We start from the raw sequence: 3,024 nt of genomic DNA, 5'->3' as shown, positions 1-3,024 counted from the left end.
GCGCGGCGTCGGCGGATCCGTGGGCGGTGAGCAGGGCGTGGCGCGGTTCGGGTGCGCCGCCGGCCAGGACGAGATGCAGCAGGGCGTCGGTGTCAGGGGGCAGGTCGCTGGGCATCCCGACAGGCTAGTGCGGATACGACGACGGCACCCTCAGGTGCCGTCGCTGTGTTGCGTCAGGTTTTGCACCGACCCAGGGTCGGTGCTTACCGGGTGTGGCCGGGTTACTGCTTGTCCGGATGATGGGCGTTGTAGCCCACGTGCACCGGCTTCGTGCCTTCCATGACCAGCGCATAGCTGACCTTGTCGAAGGTGCGGAACACCATCGCATGGGCGGCGTACTCTTCCGGCAGGCTGACCCGACCAGCACCGCTGGTCAGGGAATCATCCATGCGCGACGAGCCCGGGAACTTCATCCTGTTGGCCACATGGCGGCTGTTGCGCCACAGCGAGACCACGGTGCCGTTGTCGATGCCGTCGGCGCTGCCGGCGGACAGGGCGATGACGTCACGCGGACCGCCAGAGGTGAACATGTCGGTCACGGCCAGCACGCGGATTTCCAGCCCTTCGGTCTGGGCGGCCGGCACATGCGGGAAGAACTGCAGGTCATACGGATTGGCTTCGACCGGCACCAGGCGGTCGCCCGGGCGGACCTCGCGGCCGTCATCCAGGCCCTGCAGTGCCAGCGTGGCAACTTCAGACTGGCCATCCGGCAGCTTGACGATGGTGCCCACGTTCACCTGGGCCAGTTCGTAGCCCAGGGTCTCCTTGCGCTTGCTCGGCGCAATGAACGACTTCCAGACGTTGCCGCTGCCCGGGGTGACATCGCCGTTGGCGGTGAGGTCCTCGGACGGCTTGGGCAGGGCGAAGCGCACGGTCGGGCGGACCACGGCCCAGCGCTGGCCGACCTCGGCCCCCTGCAGGTTCATCACGTAGGCGACCTGGCCGGTGGTGGCGCGCAGGCGGTTGTCTTCCAGCGCCACGACGTGCGGGAGGGACTTGATCTCGTCCACCACGCTCATCTGCTTCAGGAAGGGCTCCACCTGGGCCAGCGGAATGGCGTTCAGCGGCGCTTCCTGGCGCGGGCCGGGCTGGGCCACGACGCGGTCCAGGTAGGCCAGGCTGAGCACGTCACCCGGGTAGATCAGGTGCGGGTTCTTGACCTGCGGATTGGCTTGCCAGATTTCGGGCCACAACCACGGCTTCTTCAGGAAGCGCGCGGAAATATCCCACAACGTATCGCCCTTCTGGACGACGTAGGTATCCGGGTGACCGCCGTTCACTTCAACGGCAGTAGCATAGGTGGCGACGGTCAACATCGCGACGGCGAGGACCGTACGAGTACGTTCAAACATAGGTGTGGTGCCTGATTCCCCAACAGGTTTGACCACTATAGTCCAGAAACCGGGGCGCAAGGCAAGCGTTGGCGATAGAATTGCGACCTACGCCGCTTTTATGGGCGCCCCCAACCGGTATTTGCCATGGCTCTCCTGCCCATTCTCGAGTTCCCCGACCCGCGCCTGCGCACCAAGGCTGCGTTGATCGACGCCGCCGAGGTGACCACGCCGGCCTTCCAGACGCTGATCGACGACATGTTCCAGACCATGTATGAGGCCCCCGGTATCGGGCTGGCCGCCAGCCAGGTCGACGTTCATAAGCGCTTCATGGTGATCGACGTCAGCGAGGGCAAGGACACCCCGATGGTGTTCATCAACCCCGAAATCGTCACCCAGCAGGGCGGCCAGGTGTACCAGGAAGGCTGCCTGTCGGTCCCCGGCATCTTTGCCGACGTGACCCGCGCTGACAGCATCACCGTGCGCTTCCTGGACCGCCAGGGCGTGTCTCAGGAGCTGACCACCGACGGCCTGCTGGCGGTCTGCGTGCAGCATGAAATGGACCACCTGGACGGCAAGCTGTTCATCGACTACCTCTCGCCGCTGAAGCGCGAGATGGTCCGCAAGAAGCTGGCCAAGCAGCGCAAGCACGTCGCCTGACCGGGGTCGCCATGAAAATCGTCTTTGCCGGTACGCCGGAGTTCGCGGTCGCATCGCTGCGCGCCGCTGCGCGCCACCATGAAGTGGTGGCGGTCTACACCCAGCCGGACCGGCCGGCCGGCCGCGGACGCGGCCTGGCCCCGTCCCCGGTGAAGCTGGAAGCCATCGCGCGCGGCATTCCGGTGTTCCAGCCGGAGTCGCTGAAGGACGAGGCCGCCCAGCAGCAGCTGCGTGACCTGCAGCCGGACCTGATGGTGGTGGTCGCCTATGGGCTGATCCTGCCGAAGGCGGTGCTGGCCATTCCCACCCACGGCTGCTGGAACGTGCATGCCTCCCTGCTGCCGCGTTGGCGCGGTGCGGCCCCGATCCAGCGGGCGATCCAGGCCGGCGATGCCGAAACCGGCGTGTGCCTGATGCAGATGGAAGCCGGGCTGGACACCGGGCCGGTGCTGCTGCGTCAGCACACCCCGATCCAGCCCGCCGAACTGGGCGGCCAGCTGCATGACCGCCTGGCCGAGCTGGGGGCACAGGTGCTGGCCGACGGTCTGGGCCTGCTCCGCGCCGGCCTGAAGCCGGTGGCGCAGCCGCAGCCCGCCGAAGGCGTGACCTACGCGCACAAGCTGGACAAGGCCGAAGCCCGCCTGGACTGGAGCGCCGGCGCGGTGTCGCTGGAGCGCACCGTCCGTGCCTTCAATCCGTGGCCGGTCGCCGAAGCCCAGCTGGCCGGGGAGCGCGTGCGCATCCACGGTGCAGTGGCGCTGCCGGACAACCAGGGCCAGGCCCCGGGCACGCTGCTGGCTGCCAGTCGCGACGGCATCGATATCGCCTGCGGGCAGGGCGCACTGCGCCTGCGCGTGTTGCAGCGCGAAGGCGGCAAAGCGATCACCGCGGCCGACTACCTCAATGCGCGCCGTGACCTGGTGGTAGGCCGCTGATGGCAGGTTCGCGCCCGGCCCCCCGACCGGCGTCCCGTGCCGCATTGGCCCCCGGGGTGCCGACCCGGGTGCTGGCCGCTCGCGTGCTGGCCCAGGTG

General features: G+C 68.0%; 3 protein-coding genes. 2 read left to right on the top strand and 1 reads right to left on the bottom strand.

All coding sequences use genetic code 11. The features are described from left to right. Window positions 1–221 precede the first annotated feature (221 nt). Entirely contained in the window at window positions 222–1,352 is a 1,131-nt protein-coding gene (locus RT551_RS21480) for a LysM peptidoglycan-binding domain-containing protein (protein ID WP_313462234.1), read from the bottom strand. 126 nt (window positions 1,353–1,478) lie between these two features. On the opposite strand from RT551_RS21480, the gene def reads away from it, so the two are divergent. Both def and fmt read left to right on the top strand, forming a co-directional pair. Further along, window positions 1,479–1,991: a peptide deformylase gene (def, locus tag RT551_RS21475; RefSeq protein ID WP_313462232.1), complete on the top strand. Its 513-nt coding sequence runs from the start codon at window positions 1,479–1,481 to the stop codon at window positions 1,989–1,991. Between the two features lie 11 nt (window positions 1,992–2,002). After that, on the top strand, window positions 2,003–2,926 hold the full coding sequence (gene fmt, locus RT551_RS21470; protein ID WP_313462230.1) for a methionyl-tRNA formyltransferase: 924 nt from the start codon (window positions 2,003–2,005) through the stop codon (window positions 2,924–2,926). The last annotated feature ends 98 nt before the right edge of the window (window positions 2,927–3,024 follow it).

This window comes from Stenotrophomonas sp. (genome assembly GCF_032103445.1).
Lineage (GTDB): Bacteria > Pseudomonadota > Gammaproteobacteria > Xanthomonadales > Xanthomonadaceae > Stenotrophomonas.
Note: the sequence above shows the minus strand (reverse complement) of the source record. Positions and strands in the feature narration are given on the sequence as shown.